This is a genomic window from Rosenbergiella sp. YN46 (genome assembly GCF_036620675.1).
Lineage (GTDB): Bacteria > Pseudomonadota > Gammaproteobacteria > Enterobacterales > Enterobacteriaceae > Jejubacter.
Genome location: NZ_JAZHEE010000024.1, coordinates 18981 through 40538 on the forward strand (window position 1 = coordinate 18981; position 21558 = coordinate 40538).

Genomic DNA, 21558 nt, shown 5'->3' on the forward strand with positions numbered 1-21558 from the left:
CATGATTACCACTTGTTGATTTGCGCCCTGTTTTACAGCAACGGACTAAAGAAGTAAAACAGTCGCTCGCAGATGCGCTGCCACAGCGGACGCTTCAGCCATAGCTGTTCATCCACCAGCCGCGAGCGGGAAATATAGTCGTCCTGGACAGCGGCCAGATCGCTGCCGAAGCCGTCATCATCGATAACCAGGGTTATCTCAAAATTCAGCCACAGGCTGCGCATATCCAGATTGACGGTGCCTACCAGACTGAGCTGGCCGTCCACCAGTACGCTTTTAGTGTGCAGCAGGCCGCCTTCGAACTGGTAGATCTTAACACCGGCGGCCAGCAGTTCGGTAAAGAAGGCGCGGCTGGCCCAGCCGACCAGCAGGGAGTCGTTTTTATGGGGAATAATGATACTGACCTCGACGCCGCGCTGGGCCGCGGTACAGATGGCATGCAGCAGATCGTCACTTGGCACGAAATAGGGGGTGGTCATGACCAGATATTTTTTCGCCGCATAGACCGACGTGAGCAACGCCTGGTGAATCAGATCCTCCGGGAAGCCAGGGCCGGAAGCGATAGTCTGAATAATATGGCCGCTGGCCTGCTCGAACGGCATTACGTTGGCATCCGGCGGCGGCGGCAGAATACGTTTGCCGGTTTCAATCTCCCAGTCGCAGGAGTAGATTACGCCCATTGAGGTCGCCACCGGGCCTTCCATGCGCGCCATCAGATCCACCCACTGGCCCACGCCGGCATCCTGCTTAAAATAGCGCGGATCCACCAGATTCATGCTGCCGGTGTAAGCGATATAGTTATCGATCATCACCATCTTCCGGTGCTGGCGCAGATCCATGCGGCGCAGGAAAACACGCATCAGATTAACTTTCAACGCTTCCACTACTTCGATGCCGGCGTTGCGCATCATCCCGGCCCACGGGCTGCGAAAGAAGGCGACGCTGCCGGCGGAATCCAGCATCAGACGGCAATGAATGCCGCGTCGTGCCGCGGCCATCAGCGATTCGGCGACTTTGTCCGCCATACCGCCGGGTTGCCAGATATAGAACACCATCTCGATATTGTGGCGCGCCAGCTGAATATCACGAATCATCGCCTGCATTACATCGTTTGAGTCGGTTAGCAACTGAAGCTGATTGCCTTTAACCTCGCCAATGCCCTGGCGGCGTTCGCACAGTTCAAACAGCGAACTGGCTACGTCGCTGCATTCGGTAGCGAAAATGCGCTTACAGGATTTCAGATCGTTCAGCCAGCGGGCGGTGGAAGGCCACATGGCCTGCGCCCGCTCGGCCCGGCGTTTGCCAAGATGTAATTCGCCCAGCGACAGATAGGCGATAATGCCTACCAGCGGAAGAATATAGATAATCAGCAGCCATGCCATCGCCGAGGGAACCGCGCGGCGTTTCATCAGTATCCGCAGCGTCACGCTGGCGATCAGCAGCCAGTAGCCCAGAATGACCAGCCAACTCACTACCGTGTAGAAGGTTGTCATAGTTCAAAAATCCGTTAGAAACCGAGTCCTTAAGAGTGTACGCACAACTGCGGCCACGGGAAACTAAAACAGTGGATAAAACGGCTGGTTTAGTGTGGAGAAGGATCTATAATGAAGCGTCGTTTTTCTTAAAGAGTCCAAAAAATGAGGCGTAGTCGAACCGAGGTCGGCCGTTGGCGCATGCTGCGCCAGACCCAAAGGCGCAAGACTCGCTGGCTGGAAGCCCAGTCGCGGCGTAACATGCGCATTCACGCCATCAGAAAGAGTCTGGCTCATCAGCAGCGCTTAACGTTGCTGTTTGCCTTTCACGATCGCTAAAGCGTGTTGCAGGGCACCCGTGGGGTGCCCTGAATGTTTCACGCTCATCTTCCTTTTCCCTCAGAATATATTTTTCTTACATATTGATTTTTAACAGCAATATAACATGTATTTAATATGCATCTTTTTGTGGTCAGGAGCCCCGTCCGGTGGTATAGTGCCGTCATCCGGTAGAGACCCTTTCCCTTTACCGAATGTCTTAGCGAATTGTTTTCTTAACCTGCATATTTATTGCGCCAGCACTGTTGTGCTGGCTTTTTTTTGTCATAAAAAAACGCGCCCGGCGAAAAGAGCCGGGCGCGTTCGGAAAGTGGCGGTTGAATCAGAAGGTGCGTTTGTATGGCTTTACCGTGACTTTCTGATAGACCCCCGCGGCCACGAAGGGATCGTCCTGGGCCCAGGACTGCGCGGCTTCCAGGGATTCGAATTCGGCGATAACCGTTGAACCGGTGAAGCCAGCGGCGCCGGGCTCATTGCTGTCGACGGCTGGCATCGGCCCGGCGGTAACCAGACGGCCTTCGTCATGCAACAACTGCAAACGGGCCAGATGTGCAGGGCGCACTGCCATACGCTTCTCCAGGGAATCGGCGGCATCTTCTGCATAAATCACATACAGCACGGTAAAACTCCTTGAGTTTGGATCAATCGCTGTTCACGTTATTTGAAAGCGCCGGGTGACGCAACGGAAAGATGGCAGGTCTTGATAAACCGCACAGATTATGAGGTAAAAAGCAGCGAACAGACCACCAGCGCCAGACAAATTGCTGCTCGTTATTGAATATGATTGCTATTTGCATTTAAAATTGACCCCTTACTACGTTACCGGGACCGCTATGACCGCAATGACCCTCGATACTCCCCGCCGTTTTCCGTGGCCAACGCTGCTTTCCGTGGTGTTGCACGGGGCCGTAGTGGCAGGGCTGCTTTACACCTCGGTAAATCAGACAATGCAACTGCCTGCGCCTTCCCAGCAGGCGATTAACGTCTCTATGGTGGCGCCCGAAGCGCTGGAGCCGCCGGCCCCGGCTCCAGCGCCTGTCGCGGAGCCGGAGCCGGCCGTGGAACCCGAACCGGTGGTTGAGCCAGAGCCAGAGCCGCCGAAAGAAGCACCGGTGGTGATCCATAAACCGAAACCGAAGCCGAAACCGAAACCGAAGCCGGTACATAAGGTGCAAGAGAAGCCGAAGCGTGAGGTAAAACCTGAATCGCGTCCGGCCTCGCCGTTCGACAGCGACCAGCCAGCGCGGCCTTCCACCTCCAGTACCAGCACCGCGCGCAGCAGCAATAACAGCGCCTCTGCCGCGCCTTCGGCACCGAGCGGTCCACGTGCGGTCAGCCGTAACCAGCCTCAGTATCCGTCGCGTGCTTATGCACTACGTATGGAAGGGCAGGTCAGAGTGAAGTTTGATGTGGACAGCAGCGGGCGGGTCGACAATATCTCAATTTTGTCGGCGAAACCGGCTAATATGTTCGATCGCGAAGTGAAACAGGCGATGCGTAAATGGCGCTATGAGCCGGGTAAGCCCGGAACCGGGCTGATTGTGAATATTGTCTTTCGGATTAATGGCGGCGCATCGGTGCAGTAAGCTGATTGCGCAGCAGAAAAAGCCCGCAGGTTTTTGGCCTGCGGGCTTTTTTTAGGTTTATTGCGGATGAGTGTGAGCCGGAGTAAAGCGGGGAGCGCTACATTTTTGGGCGGGTATATTGCGTTGACGAAGGCGCTGTTTACCCCCCGTGAATTCGGGATATCGCGTTTACTCCGGGCAAAGAATGATGTTGCCGGGACTAATGATGACCTTTACCGAACAGCCTGTTTTAAATCCGGTCTCGCCCAGCCAGTCGCCTTTCAGATGCAGACCTGGGGGCGGCAGTAGGTAGATGGTCATGCCGGCGGCGCTATTTTTGCGACTATGCCGTGTTCTGAAAGAATATGTCGCGCTGGCGAAGGTTCCGTTCACCTTAAGGTGATTTTTATATGCCGGTTGCGGAACCGGTGAACGAGCCAGGAGGCTCAAATGCACTGAACCCCAAAACCTGGCTTTCCGGCGTGAGAATCGCCCTTCGGGATTACTCGGCCCGTCCCTGGGCCTCGCCCCTCCGGGGCCAACGCCTGCGGCGTTGTTCAAAATGGCTCCCGGCAATTTTGTCCTGCGCTTTTCCCGGCAGCCGGACGGGTCGGGCGTGACGTCACCTCCCTGTGCCGTATGCCCTCAGCCCGACGTCCTGTCGGGCTGACCCTGGCCGCCGGGAATACTCCGGCGATTTTCAGGCCGGAGAATGTCATCGCCTTTAATCTTCTGCCCGGATTTATCAGTAAAGGTATTGCTGGTGTCATTTGAAAAAACAGACTGAAGCGATAAGGGGGTTATATCCCGGCTTAAAAAACGCCGAAGCGTTCACGCAGGGCCGGAGGAGCGACAGGATGTCGCGACAGGGCAAGGTCGCCATGGATGGCAACTCTTGCCCGTTCCGAAAAGCCCGGAGTGATAAGCGAAGGGGCCCGCGTCAGCGGCGTTTTTTAGCGCCGGGGAGCCCGGGTCGCCAGGGAGGCGGCGACTGAGCCCCCCTGGCCCGTTCACCGGCGGTGGATTAACAGAGAAGCAGAAACCTGAAGTGAACGGAACACTCGCCGCATCATTATATTCCGCCGCTTTTGTTCTGAAAGCGGGCGCCGGAGCCGCCTGTCACCCTCACCCCGGCCCTCTCCCGAAACGGGAGAGGGGGTTCCCGGCAGTGAACGGAACAGTCACCGCATCATTATATTCTGCCGGTTTTGTTCTGAAACAGGGCGCCGTCTGTTACCCTCACCCCGGACCGTACACACCCTGAAGGGAGAGGGCGTTTCTCGGCAATGAACGGAACAGCCCACCGCATCATCATCTTCTGCCGTTTTTCGGAAAAAAGTGGCACGCTAATTTGTGATGAACCTTTTTATGCCTGAGCAGGGCGCGGCAGAGGGCGCGGACGCCCGTTGTCGTCTACCGCGACGTAGATAAAGTTGGCCTCGGTCGCTTTGCAGCGTTGGCCCACCGGGGAGGAAGAGACCTTCTTTACCCAGACTTCGACATGAATGGTGATGGAAGTATTCCCGCGTTTCACCACGCTTGCGTAACAGCAAACAACGTCACCCACCGCAACCGGGTTGAGAAACGTCATGCCGTCAACCCGTACAGTCACTACGCGGCCCAGGGCTTCTTCTTTCGCCAGAATGGCGCCCCCCATATCCATCTGCGACATCAGCCAGCCGCCAAAAATATCACCGTTGGCATTGGTATCGGCCGGCATTGCCAGGGTGCGTAGCACCAGATCGCCCAAAACGGTTTCGGTCTCTTGTGTTGTCATTGCTGTGTTCCTGATACATCGTCTAAAAATCGTGGCCGATTATACACCAGGTCGCCAGTTCGTCAGGGTTTCTGCGTGCGCCATGCGGGGATAATAGAACGCCGGCTGAGGCCGGCGTGTGGTGACAAGCGTCTGTCGTTATTTTTGTTCGGGTGCCATATGACGATACATATAAACGCCGCTCAGCAGCGTGAAGACCAGCGTCAGCGCCGTCAGGCCGAAGACCTTGAAATTGACCCAGACGTTCTGAGGTAGCCAGAAAGCGACATAGATATTCGCCAGTCCGCAAATGATGAAGAACAGCGCCCAGGCCAGATTCAGCCGCGACCAGACGCTGTCTGGCAGGGTAATCTCTTTACCCAGCATGCTTTTAATCAGGTTCTTTTTCATGACCCACTGCCCAATCAGCAGGGCGGTGGCGAACAGGCCATAGATAGCCGTGACTTTCCATTTAATAAACTCATCGCTGTGAAAGAACAGCGTCAGGCCTCCGAAGATGGCCACCAGAACGAAGGTGACCAGGGTCATTTTTTCAACCTTGCGGTATTTGTACCAGCTAAAGATTAACGCCAGCGCGGTTGCGATAATCAGGGCGCCGGTGGCAACAAAGATGTCGTACAGCTTATAAAAAGCAAAAAAGACAATCAGGGGTAAAAAGTCGAGCAACTGCTTCATAATCGGTTCCAAATTATGCGGCGCCGAAGGCGTTGCCTGGGCGCCGTGGTTCATTACTGGCGTAGCAGCATATACAGACGATAGAGATAGATAATCATCGCCGCGGTAATCAGGTTGCTGAGCGTATTAAGTATGATGGAAGCCACCGTCGGCGTCACTGCCGCAAAGGAAGAGGCTATCACCATCAGAATCACCTTCGCCAGCAGCCAGCCGAGTACCGCGGGCGCAACCAGGCGCATATTAGCCCAGCCGAGACGCATGCTGTTACGCATGGACTGGAAAATTCCGCTGTGATCCTGGGCCAGCATGATGGGCGCCAGCGCCAGCACGATGGCCAGCAGCACGCCGGGCACGATAATCAGCATCATCCCTAACTGCACCACAAAAGTGGTCAGGAATAACAGAATAAACAGCCGTGGCAGCATGGGGGCAGAAACACCTATAGCGCGCAGGGCGCTCAAACGTTGGCCTGCGGAAACCAATTGAATCAGCGACATCATGCCGCCGACCAGCAGGGTATTGCCAATCAGCATCGCGAAGGTGGATGCTGCAGAAAGGCGCAGCAGCACCTGCTGTTGCTCCGGCGTCATATTTTGCACCAGATCGTACAGCCCGGTGCTTCCTTCCATATTTTCCACGCTGTTGAGGAGAGAAACCTGCTCCTCAGAAGGCGAGAAAACGTGGCCAAACACAATAGAGATAAAGGTACAAAGCAGCGCGATCAGCAAGATGGTAATGAACTGATTGCGGAAGAAATTTCCCGTGTCACGGTAAACCGCATTTGCCGTGATAGACATGCACACTCCTGGGGTTATGGCCGGTATTCATCAGCGGCCGATTGTACCCTGGTTGAAGGCTCTCTGGCACCTCCGGTTACAGGTGAATCGTATTTTAATGGCGCCAGCCCGTAACGGATCCGGGCACGATCGCAGGCTTCGTTCGCCACGCCCCCGTCACCGGAGCAGGCGAATTCCCGGCAGGGGGACGGGCGCAGGGAATAGATCGTACAACGGGTGGCGCTCCCCGGAATACCCGCCAGCGCCACACAGCGCGGTGATTTCTGATTGGTGCCGCGCATGGCCCGCAAATGTGGGGTTACTTGTTCGGTCAGCGCAGCGGGAACCGGACCGCCGCCGTCATCGGCTTCCGCCCAGTAAAAAGAGACCCGAAAGTAAGCACAGCAGGCGCCGCAGGTTATGCAAGGATTCATTTCGCTCATTTTGCACCGGCAAGTGAACGGAAGATTAATTACAGTGATTACGGTGGATTAACATAATCACAGCCGGGGAGGCTCTGCAAGAGGAACCGATCATTTTTTTGCTGTAATTCAGCGCCGGAAGAATCGTAAAACTTGACTTCAGATCAAATATAAGAGTTCACAATAATACGTAAAAATTAATCTGGATCATTGAATGTTAAAATAGCTAATTAAATGTGACCCAGACCGGATCCTAAGGTACTCCTTACCAGGTATATTCAGCAGCGCTAAGACCAAAAAGATAATAGGGAAAGGGATTATGAAAAAGTTTGCAGTGGCACTTCTGGCGTTTAGCTGTCTGTCCGGCGTCGCCTCGGCTCACGAAGCCGGGGAGTTTTTCCTGCGAGCCGGTAGCGCAACGGTTCGTCCCAGCGAAAGTTCGGATAACGTATTAGGAATGGGTGGATTTAATGTTAACAATAATACCCAGCTGGGGTTAACCTTCACCTATATGGCGACCGACAATATCGGTATCGAACTGCTGGCCGCAACGCCGTTCCGCCATAAGGTGGGGTTGGGGCCAACCGGCGATATTGCAACGGTACATCATCTACCGCCGACCCTGATGGCGCAGTGGTATTTTGGCAACTCTTCCAGTAAATTCCGTCCTTATGTCGGGGTGGGGGTTAACTACACCACCTTCTTTGACGAAGGCTTTAATAAAACCGGGAAAGAGGCGGGGCTTAGCGATCTCAGCCTGAAAGACTCCTGGGGCGTCGCCGGTCAGGTGGGGCTGGACTATATGATTAACCGCGACTGGCTGCTCAACATGTCGGTCTGGTATATGGATATTGATACCGAAGTGCGCTTTAAGGCGGGCGGAGAGAAGCAGAATATCAATACCAGTCTGGATCCGTGGGTATTCATGTTCTCTGCTGGTTATCGCTTCTAAAGCGTTCTGTAAAACTGGTCATTCAATGGCCAGTTTTTCTCTTCTCTATCCCCCCCTGTTAAAAGCAAGTATATGACGTAATACGAAGGGAAACTTCCAGCTGAGAATGCTAAAACGGAATAACAGCCACATATTCGGATAAAAACTTTATGAATGGTGTGTTACGCCAAAAGCCGATAAATAAAAAAGGGCTCCAGTCATCCACTGGAGCCAAAAATTAAACAATGAAGACAATCTTCGTATGATTAGCCACACGCCTCTGAGTGATGAGGCTGATGTGTCAGTTGTTGCACAATGTGGTCTGGCAGGCCGCACCGTGAATGCATCATACCGATACAGAAAACTGAATCCATCCCCGGTCAGCTTAATGGCAGATTAAGGGCATCGTCGCGTAGGATAAAAAATCCCCTCAGGCGATGAGGGGAGGAAATAAGGAAGTTCAGTTTGCATCAGGAAAATCACTGGTGAACCCATTTTCGCGCCAGCCAGCAACGAAATTATATTGCGTGCCGCACGCTTATCCCACTTACGCCTGAGCTTAGCGCAGCTTAAACATATGCTTCAGGTCAGCGGCTTTTTATAGCGGTTGAGCGGTGTTACGGGGTACGAAAAGGTTTCCAGTACCGAGCAGCGATCGGGAAGAGTTCCTCCGGCATAGAAAAACAGATAGCTGTCGCTACCCGGGAAATAGATCAGGTCGTCACCGTTGCGAAAGCTGGTAATGCGAAACGGCGTTCCTGAATCGGTATGGGCCTTTTTACTGCCTGCGGCAACCTGGAAATGATTGCCCCATTTCATGGTGGTCAGGCCGTAGTTAAATGACGAAACGATCACATTCTTGCGCACCGAGCAGGCCAGTTTGACGGCGGTGGCCGCGAAAGCGGGGGAGAGGAATAGCGTCAGCAGGCTGAGTAGTACGATTATCTTCATGACCGACTCCGGGGCTCCTGTGTTAACGTAATAATGAAAGACGTTAATTTATCACAATATTTTAACTATTGAGCAGTGCCGTTCAGGCACGGCCTATAAGTTCATCAGGAGAACGATGATGCTGGAAGATTATCCGCTTAGCGATGCGAGCGCTGAAGATAAGACCCGGCGACGGGTTCTGGCGGTTGCGGCGGCGCTTAAGATTATACAGGCGTCGGTTGCGGCACCCAATGCGTATGCCGGACGCGACAAACTCAGTAAGGATATCGATTATACCCGGGATAAAATTGGCGAACTGGCGGATGCTATCCAGGCGGCGCTGGAAGGGCCGGAACAGCTGTAACGAAGAGGGCGCCCGATGGGCGCTCTCTTCGATTATTTATAGAGCGCTAAATTTCCGGTCAGTCTGGTAATTTTCTTGCGTGGGCCGATAAGCCCAATGGCGACCAGCTCAATACGGGGACTGGTGATCGTCGCAATACGCTCGCCATATTCCTCATAACTGCGGCACGATTGTGCCAGCGCGCTAAAGGGTATGGCATAAATCTCTTCATCCTGGTGCGCGGCGTTTTGTAGCCTATGGAGGTATTCCCCGGAAGCCAACAGCACCGGCAGCGGGCTGTAGATCACGCCCGGATAATTCACGTCATCGGCGCTTTGCATATCCGGGCCGACCAGGTTTTCTACCGTACGACCGAAACTGATCCCAATGACGCTTGCGGCATTAATGGCGAGCCCTGCGGGCAGGTTGCTATCAATCACGATGGTGCAGCGATGCTGGCTGGCATCAAATTTCATCTTTACCCTCTTTTCAATATCTGTTGGTTCTGAGAACCAGTATGCATGAGCGCGGCGGGTATTTGCTGTCTTATTGGCTTGATAAAAAGGTCGATTTCGGAAAAAATTACCTGATAAATAAAAAATAAAGAAAGGAATTTCCCACTATGGCGCTCAGTGCGACAGAAATAAAGATTCTCAGGCTGCTACAGGACGATGCCCGGGTGACGAATCAGGAGCTGGCGGATAAGGCGGGCATGTCCGCGTCTCCCTGCTGGCGTAAAGTGCGTAAGCTCGAAGAAGAGAGAGTCATTGAAGGCTATCGGGCGGTGCTCAATCGCCGCAAGCTGGGGCTGGGGGTGATGGTTTTCGTCCGCGTTGCGATTGATAGCCACAACGACGTGGAATCCAGGAAATTCGAGGAACAGGTGATGGCGCTGGAGGATGTCGTGGCCTGTTACAGCATTGGCGGCGATGCTGATTTCCTGCTGCAGGTTGTGGCGCCGAATCTTGATAGCTACGCTGATTTTGCGATGTCGGTCATCCGTCGCCTGCCGGGCATTAAAGAGATGCAGAGTATGTTTGTCCTCAAGGAGATTAAACCCTTTGTCGCCTGGCCGATAAAACGACTGCCGGAATGAGCGATCAAAAAGGGCGCCGCTTCGGCGCCCTTGTGTGGATTAGCGGCCCAGCGTGGCGGCTTTCATCTGGCGGGCAAACTGGGTCAGTTCGCTCAGCATTTGCTGCGGCTGCTCCAGATTACGCTCAATGATTTTCACCACGGCAGAGCCGGAAATGGCGCCAGCGGCGCCGGCATCCAGCGCGTCACGCACCTGGGAAGGTTCAGAAATTCCAAAGCCCTGCAGCGGCGGCGCGGCGTGGTACTCCTTCAGTTTGTTCACCAGATGAGTCAACGGCGAACTGGCGCGATTTTCGGCCCCGGTCACCCCGGCGCGCGACAGCAGATAGGTGTAGCCGCGGCCGAACGACGCCAGCTGGCGCAGCAGGTCGTCATCGGCATTGGGTGGACAGATAAAGATTGGCGCAATTTCGTGGCGCATCGCCGCCTGGCGGAATGGCGCGGACTCTTCAATGGGCACGTCAGCCACCAGAACGGAGTCAACGCCCACTTCGGCGCAGCGCGCATAGAAGGCATCGATGCCCGGGTTCCACACCAGGTTGGCGTACATCAGCAGGCCAACAGGGATGTCAGGGTATTTGTGGCGAATCGCCGCCAGCATGTCGAAGCATTGAGCCGGCGTGGTACCCGCTGCGAAGGCGCGCAGGGTAGCGTTCTGAATCGTCGGGCCGTCCGCCAGCGGATCCGAGAAAGGAATCCCCAGTTCCAGGGCGTCGGCACCCCCTTCGATCAGCGCATCGATGATTTTCAGCGACTGCTCCGGCGAAGGGTCGCCCAGCGTGACGAAGGGAACAAAGGCGCCTTCCTTGCGGGCATCCAGCCGTTTAAAAAGCTGCTCGTAGCGTTCCATCAGATCTCCCCCCGTGATTTCAGAATGTCGTGAACCGTGAAAATATCTTTGTCGCCGCGCCCGGAAAGATTCACCACCAGTAGTTGCTCTTTTTGCGGCTCTTCGCGCATCATCTTCAGCGCATGAGCCAGCGCATGGGAGGATTCCAGCGCTGGCAGAATGCCTTCCTGACGACACAGGGTCTGGAAGGCGTCCAGCGCTTCATCATCGGTAATGGAGACGTAATCCGCCCGACCGGTGCTGTTAAGGTAAGCGTGCTGTGGCCCTACTGAAGGGAAATCGAGTCCGGCGGAAACGGAGTAGGACTCTTCAATCTGACCGTCTTCAGTCTGCATCATAGGCGCCTTCATACCAAAGTAGATACCGACCCGCCCGTGCTTCAGGGGCGCGCCGTGCTCGCCGGTTTCAATGCCGTGGCCGCCAGGCTCCACGCCGATAAGCTTCACGCTCTGGTCATCAATAAAGTCGGCAAACATGCCGATGGCGTTGGAGCCGCCGCCGACGCAGGCGATAACTGCGTCCGGCAGGCGTCCTTCTTTTTCCTGAAGCTGCGCTTTGGTCTCTTCGCCGATCATTCGCTGGAATTCGCGCACGATAGTCGGGAAGGGGTGTGGGCCTGCGGCGGTACCCAACATATAGTGCGCCTTTTCATAGCTGCCGGACCAGTCGCGCAGCGCCTCGTTACAGGCGTCTTTCAGGGTGGCGGAGCCGCTGTGCACCGGAATGACCTCGGCGCCCATCAGCCGCATCCGGAAAACGTTGGGAGACTGGCGCTCCACGTCTTTTGCTCCCATATAGATACGGCATTTCAGGCCCAGCAGGGCGCTGGCCAGCGCTGATGCGACGCCGTGCTGTCCGGCCCCGGTTTCAGCGATGATTTCGGTTTTGCCCATTCGCTTCGCCAGCAGCGCCTGGCCCAGTACCTGGTTAGTTTTATGCGCGCCGCCGTGCAGCAGATCCTCACGCTTCAGATAGAGCGTGGTACGGGTGCCGGCCGTCAGGTTACGGCATTTGGTTAACGCCGTCGGACGCCCGGCATAATTTTTCAGCAGGTCGCTGAACTGAGCCTGAAACTCGGGATCCTGACGGGCGCTGACGAAAGCTTCTTCCAGCTGGCGCAGGGCGGGCATCAGAATTTGCGGTACGTACATACCGCCGAATTCACCAAAATAAGGGTTCAATAGCGTTGTCATGATTCTCTTCCTTAATAAGCCCGCAAAGTCTGAAAGACCGCCGTCAGCTTGTTGGCATCTTTGATTCCTGGAGCGCTCTCCACGCCGGAGTTAAAATCCAGACCGTCGCAGCCCGCCTGTGCGGCATCCACGCAGTTGTCGGCGCTCAGGCCACCGGCCAGCATTACGCCGCTCAGCGGCTGGCCCGCCAGTAGCGACCAGTCGAAACGCTGGCCGCTGCCGCCGTTGCCGTTATCGAGCAGCCACTTGTCCACCTGCTTCAGCTCCCGGGGCGGCAGCGTTTTGTCTACGCTCACGGCTTTCCAGATTGCCACCTCTTTCGGGAGCGTCCGGCGCAGAGCGTCGATATAGGCCTGATCTTCGTGACCGTGTAATTGCACTGCGTGTAAACCAAGCCGCTGAGCGATGGCGGCCACTTCCTCCGTCGGCGCGTCGCGAAAGACCCCAACGTAGCGCAGCGGGGCACCCGCCATGACGGCTCTGGCCTGCTGTTCGCTGACCGCGCGCGGCGAAGAGGGAACGAAGATCAATCCTCCGTAGACGGCCCCGGCTTTGTGGGCCGCCAGCGCATCCTGTGGGCGGGTCAGGCCGCAGACCTTGTTTTCGCCCAGCAGCACCCGACGTACTGCGGATTCCAGGCACTCCTCGCCCATCAGCGCGGAGCCGATCAGAAAACCGTTAGCATAACGACTTAGTTCGCGAATCTGAGCATAGCGGTTAATGCCGGATTCGCTGATTACCGTTACGCCATGGCCCAGTCGCGGCGCCAGCTGGCGAGTGCGATCCAGATCGATTGAGAGATCGCGCAAGTCACGGTTATTAATGCCGACCACTTTCGCCTCCAGGCGAATGGCGCGCTCCAGCTCCTCTTCGTTGCTGACTTCGGTGAGTACGCCCATATTCAGGCTGTGAGCTACAGCCGCAAGTTGCTGATACTGCTCGTCATCCAGCACCGACAGCATTAGCAGGCAGGCATCGGCCTGGTAGCGGCGCGCCAGCCAGATCTGATAGGGGTCGATAATAAAGTCTTTGCACAGCACCGGTTGAGTCACGGTCTGGCTCACCAGCGGCAGGAAGTCGAAGCTGCCCTGGAAATATTTTTCATCCGTCAGTACCGAAATGGCGGAAGCGTAGTGACGATAAATACCGGCGATACGCACCGGGTCGAAGTCCTCGCGAATCAGCCCCTTAGAGGGGGACGCCTTTTTGCACTCCAGAATAAACGCGGTACGCGATCCCTGCAGCGCATGGTAAAAGTTGCGCGAGCTCGGGACGGTTTCATTCTGGAATGACGCCAGCGGCTGTTGCGCCTTACGGGCTTCGACCCAGATGGCCTTATCCGCAACGATACGTGCTAAAACGGTATCCTTCATTCTCTCTGTTATCCTCTTGCTGCCAGTGCGGCCACGCGCGACCAGGCTGCGCCGCTGCGAATCACATCCAGCGCATGGCTGGCGTTTTGCCGGAGATTTTCCTGGCCGTGAAGACGCATCAGCATAGCGACATTGGCCGCCACCGCAGACTCATGGGCTTGTGTCCCTTTACCTTGTAACAGGCGGGTCAGAATGTCACGGTTTTCTTCAGGCGTTCCACCGGCAAGCGCCTGTTTCTCGTAGCCTTTCAGGCCGAAATCTTCGGCGCTCAGCAGGTAGCTGTCGATCTGCCCGTCTTTCAATTCCGCCACCTGGGTATCGGCATGCAGGGAGACTTCGTCCATACCGCCGCTGTGAACCACCGCGGCGCGTTGATAACCCAGCACCTTCAGGGTTTCGGCGACAGGCAGCACCAGCTCAGGGCTGTAAACGCCAATCAGCGCCAGCGGCGGATGGGCGGGATTGATCAACGGCCCCAGCACGTTAAACAGGGTACGGGTTTTTAGCTGCTGGCGCACCGGCATGGCGTGACGAAAGCCGGTGTGATACTGGGGAGCAAACAGGAAGCAGACCCCCAGATCGTCCAGCGCCTGGCGGGAATCTTCGGCGCTCATGTCCAGCCGAATGCCGAAGGCGGCCAGCAGATCGGAAGAACCGGACCGGCTGGAAACGCTGCGGTTGCCGTGTTTGGCGACCTTCATGCCCGCAGCGGCGGCCACGAAAGCGCTGGCGGTGGAAATATTGATGCTGTTGCTGCCGTCGCCGCCGGTGCCGACGATATCGGCAAAGCAGTAGTCGGGGCGTGGGAACGGCCGGGCATCTTCCAGTAGAGCGGAAGCGGCGCCGGCGATTTCAACGGGATCTTCGCCGCGCACTTTCATGCTGATCAGCGCCGCCGCCAGCTGGCTTTGTTCCAGTTCGCCGCGCACGATGGCGGAAAACAGACGGTGACTTTCGTCACGGGTCAGTATCCCGGACTGAAACAGTTTTTCCAGAATCGGTTGCATTACGCTTCCCCCTCGTTAATAGCCGCGTTTTTTTTATTTTGTTGTGGGTCGGCGAGCGCCCATGCCAGGGTCTGCTCAAGGAGTTTCGCCCCAAGGGTGGTCAGAATGGATTCCGGATGAAACTGGAAACCACACACCCGGTCGGCGTCATGACGTACCGCCATCACCATATCATTGAAGGTGGCGTTGACCGTCAGCGTGGCCGGTACCTGGCTGCCAACCAGCGAATGGTAGCGGGCTACCGGCAGCGGGTCGGGCAGCCCGGCAAACATCGCTTCGCCGTCGTGGGTAATGGCGGAGGCTTTACCATGCAGAATTTCCCCAGCCTGGCCCACGTGCCCACCGTAAGCTTCCACGATGGCCTGGTGGCCCAGACAGATGCCGATAATCGGCAGTTGGCCGCGCAGGGTATTCAGCAGTTCCGGCATACAGCCCGCCTGGGCTGGCGCGCCGGGGCCGGGAGAGAGCATCAGCACCGGGTTTTCCATGCGAGCCAGGCAGTCCAGGATGGTTCGGGCCGGCACCTGGTTGCGATAAATCACCACCTGGTGGCCATTGGCACGCAGCTGATCCACCAGGTTCCAGGTGAAGGAGTCGATATTGTCGAGCAGCAGAATGTCGGCCATCAGAAGATCTCCTGTGCATGGTGAGCCGTGGCAATGGCGCGTAGCACTGCGCGGGCCTTGTTACGGGTTTCGTCAGCTTCTGACTGGGGAATGGAGTCGAGCACGACGCCAGCGCCTGCCTGGACGGTAGCGACGCCGTCTTCAACCCAGGCGGATCGGATAACGATGCAGGTGTCGAGGGAACCATCGGCGGTAAAGTAGCCGACGGCGCCGCCGTAGCTGCCGCGCCGCTCGCCTTCGGCTTCGGCGATAAGCTGCATGGCACGAACTTTGGGCGCGCCGCTCAGGGTGCCCATATTCATGCAGGCCCGATACGCGTGCAGTACATCCAGATCCTGGCGCAGTTCGCCCACCACCCGGGAAACCAGATGCATCACAAACGAATAGCGATCCACTTTAGTCAGATCCGCCACGTAGCGGCTGCCCGGGGTACAAATGCGCGCCAGGTCGTTACGGGCCAGATCCACCAGCATCAGATGCTCTGCCAGCTCTTTATGATCGGTACGCATTTCCAGTTCGATACGGCTATCGAGGTCGTGATCCAGCGAACCGTCTGCCCGGCGTCCGCGGGGACGCGTTCCGGCGATGGGGTAGATCTCAATCTGGCGCGAAGTCGCGTCATATTTGAGTGAACTTTCCGGCGAAGCCCCGAACAGCGTAAATTCGGCATCCTGCATAAAAAACATATAGGGGCTGGGGTTGCTCTGCTTCAGCACCTGATAGGCCGCCAGCGGCGACGGGCAGGGAAGCGAGAAGCGGCGCGAAGGCACGACCTGAAAAATTTCGCCCATCCGGATGGCCTGCTGCAGCTGGCTAACGACGGCGCCGTACTCTTCGTCGCTCTGATTGCAGTTCAGGGCCATTTCCGGCACGTTTTGCGCCGGGAGCAGTTCCGGGGCTATCTGCATCTGCTGTTCCAGTGCGGTCAGGCGCCGTTTCAGGCGATCGCGTTCGCTACCGTCATCGCCGAACAGGCTACCCTGCAGGCGACAGCTCTTTTCCTGATGGTCGATGACCACCAGGGTTTCCGCCAGGTAGAAGCAGTAGTCAGGACAGCGGTTGCTCTGGCGCAGCGGCGGCAGGTTTTCGAAGCCCGCCACCAGGTCATAGGCAAACAGACCGCCAAAGAACATGGCTTCGCGCTCGTGTTCCGGCACCTCCACCAGGGTGATCATCAACCGCAGGGCATCGAACACCGACAGCGAACGCAGACGGCTGTCTTCGTCCAGGGTCGCGTCCGCTTCGGGAAAGGTGAGTTCACGGCACAGAGGCGAGATGCGATTGTCCACGCTGGCTGGCAGGGCAGCATCCAGTAGCGGCAGCAGCCCGGCGCCGTTGGCGGAAAGCGCCTGCACTGTCACCACGTTGCCAAGAGCGCTGATACGCAGGGCGCTGTCCACCAGCAACATGCTTTTCAACGAATCTTTGCTGTCGATATCCGCAGATTCCAGCAGCAGAGTGGACGGACGGGCGCCGCACAGCTGCTGAAACAGCGCGCCTGGATTTTCACGATAGGGCGCCTCGCGGGCAATCAGTTCCAGTACAGGTTTGGCGTTTAACATCTCGTTATTCCTGAAATTGCGTTCAAAAAAAGGCCCGCTTTAAGGCGGGCCTGGTATCTGTATTGCGCTAAGCAAAAAACAGCACTGACCCCATTCAGGAGCTGCGCCACCAGTGTTTGTTCAGCGTCATTACACATGCCATGTCAGATACCTTTTTATTCTCAAGTGAACCTGCGTACTAGTTAACTGGTTCGTAGGCGTAATGTCAATAGCGATTTTTCATGTAGTGACCGTTATGATGGTACGCCACTTGATAATAACCAGTACGGGAGCCAGTTTGGGCGAATTACTTTACGATCTTCACAGTCATACCACCGCCTCTGACGGCCTGCTGTCACCGGAACAACTGGTTGAACGCGCGGTGGCTCAAGGTGTGGATGTGCTGGCGATTACCGATCACGATAGCGTGGCTGGCCTGGCGGCGGCTCGTGAGGCTATTGACCGCCAGGGGCTGACGTTGCAGCTGGTAAACGGGGTGGAGATCTCAACGGTCTGGGAGAATCATGAAATTCATATCGTAGGACTGAATCTGGATCCGGAGCATCCGGTGCTGGCGGCTTTTCTGGCGCAGCAGAGCGAACGGCGGTTACAGCGGGCGAGGCTGATTGCCGAACGGCTGGAAAAGGCGCGCATTACAGGCGCCTGGGAAGGCGCGCTGCGTCATGCCAACGGTGCGGCGATAACCCGCGGCCACTTCGCCCGTTTTCTGGTTGAGTGTGGGCGTGCGAACTCCTTTGCGGACGTCTTTAAGCACTATCTGGCGCGTGGGAAAATCGGCTATGTTCCCCCGCAGTGGTGTACAATAGAACAAGCTATTGATGTTATTCACCATTCAGGTGGACAGGCGGTAGTGGCGCATCCCGGCCGCTATCGGCTTTCCGCAAAGTGGTTAAAACGGCTGTTGGGGCAGTTTGCTCAGTCGGGTGGCGACGCTATGGAGGTGGCACAGTGTCAGCAGGCACCAGGCGAGCGTAACCAACTGGCGCAGTACGCCCGGCAGTTTGAGCTGCTGGCGTCTCAGGGCTCCGACTTCCACCAGCCCTGTGCCTGGATTGAGCTGGGACGCAGGCTGAAGCTGCCAGAAAACGTCGCTCCGGTGTGGCAAGGCTGGGAAACCACCGAACAAAAAGAGAGGGCAGTATGAGTCAGTTTTTTTATATTCATCCGGATAATCCGCAGCCTCGCCTGATTAATCAGGCGGTCGAGATTGTGCAGAAAGGCGGGGTTATCGTCTATCCCACCGACTCTGGCTACGCGCTGGGCTGCCAGCTGGAAAATAAAGACGCCATGGAGCGTATCTGCCGGATCCGGCAGCTGGAAAAAGGCCATAACTTTACGCTGATGTGCCGGGATCTGTCGGAACTGTCGACCTACGCCTGGGTAGACAATGTGGCGTTTCGGCTTATCAAAAACAACACGCCGGGTAACTACACCTTTATCCTGAAGGGGACTAAAGAGGTGCCGCGTCGTCTGCTGCAGGAAAAGCGTAAGACCATCGGTCTGCGGGTGCCTTCGAATCCAATCGCGCTGGCATTGCTGGGGGCGTTAAACGAACCGATGCTTTCTACTTCGCTAATGCTGCCGGGCAGCGAGTTTACCGAGTCGGATCCCGAAGAGATCAAAGATCGGCTGGAAAAGCAGGTGGATCTGATAGTTCACGGCGGTAACCTGGGGCAGAAGCCCACCACGGTGGTGGATCTGACTGAAGCGTCGCCGGTGGTACTGCGTGAAGGCATGGGGGATGTTAAACCCTTTCTGTAATCGCCTGCCAGCAGAGCACAAATATACAAGAAGCGTACCGGGGGCACGATTCAGCTCCCTTTTTTGTATGCCCGATCTCATTTTTCCAAAAAAGTTCCCGGCTTACTTTTTTTGCAGCACAAATCTATAAAACTTACCCTGTGACCAGCCCTAAACTCGGGCTCCATTTCCACTAAAAAAATAATGACTTATGAAACAATCGAAGGCAGTGACAAAAAAACACGGGGCTATGGCGCTCAGCGCGTTGTGTCTGGCGTTATTCGCAGGCGGCGCTTCTGCGGCAGGTGAGCCTTTCAGCTATGACTCTCCCTGGATGTTTGGTGACTGGGGCGGCGATCGCGCCGCGCTGGAGCAGAAAGGGGTTAAATTCAACGTAGATTACACTATGGAGGCCGCTTCCAACTTCGCCGGCGGTTACCACTCTTCCACTACGGCGCGCTACAGCGATCAGTGGGCCTTCGGGGTCAACCTCGACCTTGAAAAGCTGTTGGACTGGCAGGACGCCGAGTTCCAGATGACCATCACTAACCGTGACGGCAACAACCTGTCCGATCAGGTAGCCGACCCGCGTACCGGCATGCTCTCTTCGGTGCAGGAAGTCTATGGCCGCGGGCAGACCTGGCGTCTGACCCAGTTCTGGCTGCGTAAGGGCTTCTTTAACGACGTGCTGGATATCAAAGCCGGTCGCGTTACCGTGGGCGAAGATTTTGACAACTTCGACAGCAAATTCCAGAACCTGGCCTTCGGTAGCGGCCAGGCGGGAAACTGGCGCGGCGACCACTGGTACAACTGGCCGGTCTCCCAGTGGGGCGGAAGGGTAAAACTGAACTTTACCCCGGAAGTGTTCCTGCAGGTGGGCTTCTATAATCAGAACCCCTATAACTACGATCGCGGCGACGGTTTCCGTCTGGAGTTCAACCCGACCGAAGGCAACCTTGTGCCAGTGGAACTGGGCTGGAAACCAACCTTCGGGCCGGATAACCTGCCGGGTAACTACCGCATCGGTTTCTATTACTCTTCGACTCATGACGATGTATATGGAAGCTGGCATAACGGCGCTTTCCATGACGATGCCCACTCTTACGGCGGCTACATCCTTGCTCAGCAGCAGCTGTTCAGCCAGGGCGGCAGCGCCGACCGCGGTCTGACTCTGACCCTGCAGGCGGTGATGAACGACCATAAGACGGCCAAGACCGACAACTACCAGGCTATCTCTCTGGCATGGAAAGGGCCGTTCGACGCCCGTCCCCAGGATGAGATCGGTATCGGCGCCGCGCGTATTCACGTGAATTCCGATTACACCAGCATGCTACGCGCCCAGAACCGCGAAAACGGCGTTGCGGATTACAACAGCCCGACCTACCTGCCGATTCAGGAAGGTTCGGAATACAACTACGAAATCTACTACAACTTCCATGTCACCAACTGGCTGCAACTGCGCCCCAACCTGCAGTATGTTTCTGCCCCGGGCGCCGTTACCAAAGTTGACGATGCCTTTATCGGCGGTCTGAGCGCTAACCTGAGCTTCTGACCTTCCTGCGGCCCCTTTTCCCGGGGCCGCTTCGTTTCGACAGCAGCAGCCCTCCCGCAGTCTATAGCCTGAACAGGGTGTAGTCTGTATTATGCTATTAATCCCATGCCTGTCTTTATCTCTTTATATCGGGGGATGCGATGCTTAACCCGCGATTTCTTTGGCCTGTAACGCTACGCGCCAGGTTAATGCTGGCTGTCGGCGCTATTCTGATTGTGTGCCAGCTGTCCGGTACTTTCTGGCTGTGGCACGAAAGCCGGGATCAGATCCGCTATCTGGTGCAGGGGGTGCTGGATAACCATCATTATAATAACCACCTGCGCCGTGAAGTTCACGAGGCGCTGACCAGCCTGATCGTTCCGGGGCTGCTGATGGTGACGTTAACGCTGCTGATTTGCTATCAGGCTATCAAGCTCATCACTCGTCCTCTGGATCGGTTACAGCATGAGTTGCAGCATCGCGATGCGGATAACCTGGCGCCGCTTGCGCCCAGTGGACAGGTGGCGGAAGTGACCGCAGTCAGTGGGGGCACTGAATCAACTGGTGGCGCGTCTTTCCGCGATGCTGGAAAACGAACGCATGTTCAGTCGCGATGTCGCCAGCGCGTTACAGATGCCGCTGGAAGAGATCCGCGCGCTGCTGGAAGTGCAGGAGCGGCAGGGAACGGCTGGCGTAGAGCCTCTGCTGGCGCGGCTGGATCAAATGCGCGATCGGGTGGTGCAGTTATTAGAGCTCAGCCGGGTCGGGCAGGCTTTTGCCGCTGGAGAGTATCAGCGGGTGATGCTGATTGGTGACGTTGTCACGCCGTTACGTGAAGAGCTGGACACCATGTTGACGCGACGCCAGCAGCGATTGATCCTGAATACCGGCGGCGGGGATGTCGCGGTACGCGGCGACGCCACGCTGCTGAGGGTGGCGCTACGTAATCTGGTTGAGAATGCCCATCGCTATAGCCCGCAGGGTAGCGCCATTAGCCTGAGCGTGAGCGATTATCCTCAGCCGCAGCTTAGCGTTGAGGATCAAGGCACCGGCATTGATGAAAATCAGCGCGAGAAGCTGAGTCAGGCCTTTGTGCGTATGGATAGCCGCTACGGCGGCGTCGGTCTGGGGCTGAGCATTGTCAACCGTATCGCACAATTGCACCAGGGGCGCCTGCTGCTGAATAACCGCGCGCCGGAACCTGGGTTACAGGCACGGATTGCGTTACAGAGGGATGATTCTCCTGATTAACCTTTCACTCTATATATACATTAGCCCTGTTTCTTAATCAGAGTGGAATGCGGGTAAAATCACATGATAGCGGTGCCTACTATTCCTGATTCTGTTTTCT

21 protein-coding genes, 2 pseudogenes and 1 other annotated feature are annotated in these 21558 nt (G+C 56.4%); of the genes and pseudogenes, 9 read left to right on the forward strand and 14 right to left on the reverse strand.

The features are described from left to right. Window positions 1-32: 32 nt before the first annotated feature. Window positions 33-1493: a cardiolipin synthase gene (gene cls / locus V3W49_RS15830; RefSeq protein ID WP_500146779.1), complete on the reverse strand. Its 1461-nt coding sequence runs from the start codon at window positions 1491-1493 to the stop codon at window positions 33-35. A gap of 144 nt (window positions 1494-1637) precedes the next feature. Between cls and V3W49_RS15835 the strand changes: the two genes are divergently transcribed. After that, the gene (locus V3W49_RS15835) at window positions 1638-1811 is read left to right on the forward strand and encodes a YciY family protein (RefSeq protein ID WP_500146780.1); all 174 of its coding nucleotides are present in this window, start codon (window positions 1638-1640) and stop codon (window positions 1809-1811) included. A 322-nt stretch (window positions 1812-2133) separates the two neighbouring features. Here V3W49_RS15835 and V3W49_RS15840 read toward each other — a convergent pair whose 3' ends face one another. Continuing rightward, a complete protein-coding gene (locus tag V3W49_RS15840; RefSeq protein WP_500146781.1) occupies window positions 2134-2430 on the reverse strand; it encodes a YciI family protein in 297 nt (98 codons plus the stop codon). Between the two features lie 214 nt (window positions 2431-2644). On the opposite strand from V3W49_RS15840, the gene V3W49_RS15845 reads away from it, so the two are divergent. After that, complete coding sequence (locus V3W49_RS15845; RefSeq protein WP_500146782.1) at window positions 2645-3397, forward strand: energy transducer TonB; 753 nt, start codon at window positions 2645-2647, stop codon at window positions 3395-3397. 168 nt (window positions 3398-3565) lie between these two features. On the opposite strand, the gene V3W49_RS15850 is transcribed toward V3W49_RS15845, so the two are convergent. The 5 genes from V3W49_RS15850 to V3W49_RS15870 all read right to left on the reverse strand — a co-directional run bounded on the left by V3W49_RS15850 (window position 3566) and on the right by V3W49_RS15870 (window position 7047). Further along, on the reverse strand, window positions 3566-3832 hold the full coding sequence (locus tag V3W49_RS15850; protein WP_500146783.1) for a SymE family type I addiction module toxin: 267 nt from the start codon (window positions 3830-3832) through the stop codon (window positions 3566-3568). Between the two features lie 910 nt (window positions 3833-4742). Further along, window positions 4743-5153, reverse strand: coding sequence for an acyl-CoA thioester hydrolase YciA (gene yciA / locus V3W49_RS15855; protein ID WP_500146784.1), 411 nt, complete (start codon window positions 5151-5153; stop codon window positions 4743-4745). Between the two features lie 138 nt (window positions 5154-5291). Beyond that, on the reverse strand, window positions 5292-5828 hold the full coding sequence (locus tag V3W49_RS15860) for a septation protein A (protein ID WP_500146785.1): 537 nt from the start codon (window positions 5826-5828) through the stop codon (window positions 5292-5294). Window positions 5829-5881: 53 nt separating this feature from the next. After that, window positions 5882-6625 carry a YciC family protein gene (locus tag V3W49_RS15865; protein ID WP_500146786.1) on the reverse strand — a complete coding sequence of 248 codons (744 nt, stop codon included), beginning with the start codon at window positions 6623-6625 and terminating at the stop codon, window positions 5882-5884. 14 nt (window positions 6626-6639) lie between these two features. Next, entirely contained in the window at window positions 6640-7047 is a 408-nt protein-coding gene (locus V3W49_RS15870; RefSeq protein ID WP_500146787.1) for a YkgJ family cysteine cluster protein, read from the reverse strand. A 298-nt stretch (window positions 7048-7345) separates the two neighbouring features. On the opposite strand from V3W49_RS15870, the gene ompW reads away from it, so the two are divergent. Continuing rightward, the gene (ompW, locus tag V3W49_RS15875; protein ID WP_500146788.1) at window positions 7346-7978 is read left to right on the forward strand and encodes an outer membrane protein OmpW; all 633 of its coding nucleotides are present in this window, start codon (window positions 7346-7348) and stop codon (window positions 7976-7978) included. A 561-nt stretch (window positions 7979-8539) separates the two neighbouring features. On the opposite strand, the gene V3W49_RS15880 is transcribed toward ompW, so the two are convergent. Continuing rightward, window positions 8540-8908, reverse strand: coding sequence for a hypothetical protein (locus V3W49_RS15880; RefSeq protein WP_500146789.1), 369 nt, complete (start codon window positions 8906-8908; stop codon window positions 8540-8542). A gap of 115 nt (window positions 8909-9023) precedes the next feature. On the opposite strand from V3W49_RS15880, the gene V3W49_RS15885 reads away from it, so the two are divergent. Continuing rightward, window positions 9024-9251, forward strand: coding sequence for a hypothetical protein (locus V3W49_RS15885; protein WP_500146790.1), 228 nt, complete (start codon window positions 9024-9026; stop codon window positions 9249-9251). A 32-nt stretch (window positions 9252-9283) separates the two neighbouring features. On the opposite strand, the gene V3W49_RS15890 is transcribed toward V3W49_RS15885, so the two are convergent. Further along, window positions 9284-9706, reverse strand: a complete 423-nt coding sequence (locus V3W49_RS15890; RefSeq protein WP_500146791.1) for a DUF2000 domain-containing protein — start codon at window positions 9704-9706, stop codon at window positions 9284-9286. Window positions 9707-9852: 146 nt separating this feature from the next. On the opposite strand from V3W49_RS15890, the gene V3W49_RS15895 reads away from it, so the two are divergent. Then, the gene (locus V3W49_RS15895) at window positions 9853-10326 is read left to right on the forward strand and encodes an Lrp/AsnC family transcriptional regulator (protein ID WP_500146792.1); all 474 of its coding nucleotides are present in this window, start codon (window positions 9853-9855) and stop codon (window positions 10324-10326) included. A gap of 39 nt (window positions 10327-10365) precedes the next feature. Here the strand turns inward: V3W49_RS15895 and trpA are convergent, their stop codons facing one another. The 5 genes and pseudogenes from trpA to V3W49_RS15920 all read right to left on the reverse strand — a co-directional run bounded on the left by trpA (window position 10366) and on the right by V3W49_RS15920 (window position 16936). Next, a complete protein-coding gene (gene trpA / locus V3W49_RS15900; protein ID WP_500146794.1) occupies window positions 10366-11175 on the reverse strand; it encodes a tryptophan synthase subunit alpha in 810 nt (269 codons plus the stop codon). After that, complete coding sequence (gene trpB / locus V3W49_RS15905; protein WP_500146795.1) at window positions 11175-12368, reverse strand: tryptophan synthase subunit beta; 1194 nt, start codon at window positions 12366-12368, stop codon at window positions 11175-11177. The genes trpA and trpB overlap by 1 nt, the downstream gene beginning before the upstream one ends. A gap of 11 nt (window positions 12369-12379) precedes the next feature. Continuing rightward, the gene (trpCF, locus tag V3W49_RS15910; protein ID WP_500146796.1) at window positions 12380-13741 is read right to left on the reverse strand and encodes a bifunctional indole-3-glycerol-phosphate synthase TrpC/phosphoribosylanthranilate isomerase TrpF; all 1362 of its coding nucleotides are present in this window, start codon (window positions 13739-13741) and stop codon (window positions 12380-12382) included. Between the two features lie 8 nt (window positions 13742-13749). Beyond that, window positions 13750-15374: pseudogene (gene trpD, locus V3W49_RS15915) on the reverse strand (bifunctional anthranilate synthase glutamate amidotransferase component TrpG/anthranilate phosphoribosyltransferase TrpD). Next, a complete protein-coding gene (locus tag V3W49_RS15920) occupies window positions 15374-16936 on the reverse strand; it encodes an anthranilate synthase component 1 (RefSeq protein WP_500146797.1) in 1563 nt (520 codons plus the stop codon). Before V3W49_RS15920 ends, trpD begins: the two are co-directional and overlap by 1 nt. A 24-nt stretch (window positions 16937-16960) precedes the next feature. Beyond that, window positions 16961-17051: a sequence feature (Trp leader region), on the reverse strand. Window positions 17052-17174: 123 nt separating this feature from the next. Between V3W49_RS15920 and rnm the strand changes: the two genes are divergently transcribed. From rnm to pmrB, 4 genes and pseudogenes are all read left to right on the forward strand, one after another. Next, window positions 17175-18080: an RNase RNM gene (gene rnm, locus V3W49_RS15925; protein ID WP_500146824.1), complete on the forward strand. Its 906-nt coding sequence runs from the start codon at window positions 17175-17177 to the stop codon at window positions 18078-18080. Next, on the forward strand, window positions 18077-18697 hold the full coding sequence (locus V3W49_RS15930; protein WP_500146798.1) for an L-threonylcarbamoyladenylate synthase: 621 nt from the start codon (window positions 18077-18079) through the stop codon (window positions 18695-18697). Before rnm ends, V3W49_RS15930 begins: the two co-directional genes overlap by 4 nt. Before the next feature lie 229 nt (window positions 18698-18926). Then, the gene (locus V3W49_RS15935) at window positions 18927-20228 is read left to right on the forward strand and encodes a carbohydrate porin (RefSeq protein WP_500146825.1); all 1302 of its coding nucleotides are present in this window, start codon (window positions 18927-18929) and stop codon (window positions 20226-20228) included. A gap of 140 nt (window positions 20229-20368) precedes the next feature. Continuing rightward, window positions 20369-21458 (forward strand): annotated as a pseudogene (gene pmrB, locus V3W49_RS15940) (two-component system sensor histidine kinase PmrB). The last annotated feature ends 100 nt before the right edge of the window (window positions 21459-21558 follow it).